Below are 2,730 nucleotides of genomic sequence, written 5' to 3' on the forward strand. Positions count from 1 at the left end.
GGAGGACCGATGCCCGACCTCGAGCAGCGACACCCCCGATCGACCGCGCCGGGCGCATCCCGCACGCTGGTCGTGGGTCTGCTCGCCGATCCCGACACCCCGTCCGAGATCGCGACGAGGCTGGTCGACGAGCTCCCGACCCTGCTCGATGAACGCGTCGAGACCGACATCGTCTGGGACGTCCGGACGATGACCCACCCGGTGACCGCCTCCGTCCAGGACCCCGATCAGGTCCTCGAGGCGGTCGCCCGGCAGGCCGAGGAGGCCGGGTGGGACATCGGGATCTACCTCACCGACCTCCCCGTCCAGCACGACGACCACCCGATCCTGGTCGACATCGACCACGACCGTCGCGTCGCGGGCCTCTCGCTGCCCGGCTTCGGCCCGTTCCTGCAGCACCAGAAGGTGCGCAACGCGGTCGTCCGCGTCATCGCCGAACTCGACGGGATCGCCGACGCGGGCCTCGACCACGGGCAGCACCACCCGAGCCGCCTCGGGCGCGCGGCGGCGAGGTACCTCCAGCCGGTCCGCGCCGTGCGGCCCCGCAAGGGCCGCCACACGCGGCGCTACGTGACGACCCCGCGCCGGGGCCGGGCCCGGCTGTTGGCCGGGATGGTGCGCACCAACGAGCCCTGGCGCCTCCTCCTCGGCATGCGCACCGCGCTCGCCGCCGTGCTGGGGACCAGCGCCTACCTGACCATCAACTCGACGATCTGGCTGCTCGCCACACGGCTCGGAGCGGGCAAGCTGATCCTGACCACCGTGGCGTCCGTGGCCCTGATGGTGGTCTGGATCATCAGTGCCCACCACCTCTGGGAACGGGCCGACGACGCGGACGAGCGCGAGGAGACCTTCCTCTTCAACGCCTCCACCGTGCTGACCCTGAGCATCGGCGTGCTGACCATGTTCGCCGCGGTGTACGTGGCCACCCTGCTCGGGTCGCTGTTCTTCCTCGACGCGTCGGTGTTCGCCTCCACCCTGGGCCGTGTTCCCACGCTCGGTGACCACCTCGCGCTCGCCTGGCTGGCCACGGGTCTGGCCACCGTCGCCGGGGCGCTGGGGTCCGGGCTCGACAGCGAGGCCGCGGTCCGCCGCGCCGCCTACGGCTACCGCGAGCGGCAGCGCCGCGACGAGATCGGCGAGGACGATGACACCGACGACGGGTCGTCGAGCGACGGATCGTCGTCGGGGTCGTCGTCCTGACCGCGCCCGCCGTGGGCCGTCACCGACCGCCCGTCGCCGGTCGCACGGCCTGTGGCTGCTCGACCGCGTCGCCGCGGCGGGCCGTCGCGGCGACCGCGCGGGCCCGTTCGGCGTCCCGCTGCTCGTCCTGCAGCCTCACGTACCCGTCGTCGTCGCCCCCGACGGGCTTCGCCGCTCCGTCCAGGGCCTCCCCGAGGATGCGGATCGGTGTGGGCAGCCGGCTGTGGGTCAGCATCGCGAGGAACGGGACCGCGGCGATGAACACGGCCAGGGGCGGATCGACCATCCCGAGGGCGACGGCCGCGCCGACACCCCCGAAATAGCCGAGCGAGCGCGGGACGTCGATGAGCACCGGCCCGACCTGGATCTCGTAGACCTCGTCCGATTCGTCCGACACATCCGTCTCCGTCACGGGGTGAGGACCACCTTCTCGCACCCGTCGGCCTTCTCCACGAAGGTCCGGTAGCCGATGGGGGCGTCGTCGAGCGACAGCCGGTGGGTGATGACGAAGGAGGGATCGATGTCGCCGTTGCGGACGTGCTCGAGGAGCTTCGGCATGTACCGGTGGACATGGCACTGCCCGGCGCGCATCGTGAGGTAGCGGTTCATGAACGACCCCATCGGGAACTTGTCGGTGAACCCGCCGTACACCCCGATCACCGACACGATGCCCCCGTTGGCGCAGCTCATGATGGCTTCACGCAGCGCATGCGGCCGTTCGGTCTCCAGACCCACGGCCTGTTTGGTGCGGTCGTAGGCGTGGAGCGCCCCGGCCGAGTGGTGCGCCTCCATCCCCACCGCGTCGATGCACTTGTCGGGGCCGCGTCCCCCGGTCATCTCCTTCAGCGCCTCCGGGACCGACACCTGTTCGTAGTCCAGCGTCTCGGCGCCGGTCTCCTGCGCCATCCGCAGCCGATAATCGATGCGGTCGATCGCGATGACCCGCTCTGCTCCGCGCAGGAAGCAGCTCGCGATGGCGAACTGGCCCACGGGGCCGGCGCCCCACACCGCCACGACGTCGCCGGGGCCGACCTCGGCCATGTCGGCGCCCATGTACCCGGTCGGGAAGATGTCCGACAGGAACAGGACCTTCTCGTCGGGGAGGTCGGACTCCACCTTGAGCGCCCCGAAGTCGGCGAACGGGACCCGGGCGTACTCGGCCTGCCCGCCGGGGTAGCCGCCGAGCATGTGGGAGTAGCCGAAGAGCGCGGCCGGCGAGTGGCCCATGAGCTTCTCGGCGATGCCGGCGTTGGGGTTGGAGTTCTCGCACAGCGCGGTCATCCCGCGCTCGCACGCCCCGCACACGCCACACGAGATGGGGAACGGGACCACGACGCGGTCCCCGACGGCCAGGCCGTCCACTCCGGCGCCGACCTCGACGACCTCGCCCATGAACTCGTGGCCGAGGATGTCGCCCTCGCGCATCGTCGGGATGAACCCGTTGTACAGGTGCAGGTCCGAGCCGCAGATCGCGGTCGAGCTGATCTTCACGATGGCGTCGCGCCGGTTGAGGATCTTCGGGTCGGG

At 71.2% G+C, this 2,730-nt stretch carries 3 protein-coding genes; 1 reads left to right on the forward strand and 2 read right to left on the reverse strand.

Features of this window, described 5'->3' with window-relative positions; translation table 11 throughout:
- The coding region (locus AC0CYZ_RS19530; protein WP_472218334.1) for a hypothetical protein at positions 1-1,203 on the forward strand (1,203 nt) is incomplete at its 5' end.
- A gap of 19 nt (positions 1,204-1,222) precedes the next feature.
- On the opposite strand, the gene AC0CYZ_RS19535 is transcribed toward AC0CYZ_RS19530, so the two are convergent.
- Together AC0CYZ_RS19535 and AC0CYZ_RS19540 are read right to left on the reverse strand one after the other, a co-directional pair.
- A complete protein-coding gene (locus AC0CYZ_RS19535; RefSeq protein ID WP_472218336.1) occupies positions 1,223-1,615 on the reverse strand; it encodes a hypothetical protein in 393 nt (130 codons plus the stop codon).
- On the reverse strand, positions 1,612-2,730 hold a 1,119-nt coding region (locus AC0CYZ_RS19540), incomplete at its 5' end, for a zinc-dependent alcohol dehydrogenase (RefSeq protein ID WP_472218338.1). The genes AC0CYZ_RS19535 and AC0CYZ_RS19540, both read right to left, overlap by 4 nt.

This window comes from Actinomycetospora sp., assembly GCF_055612215.1.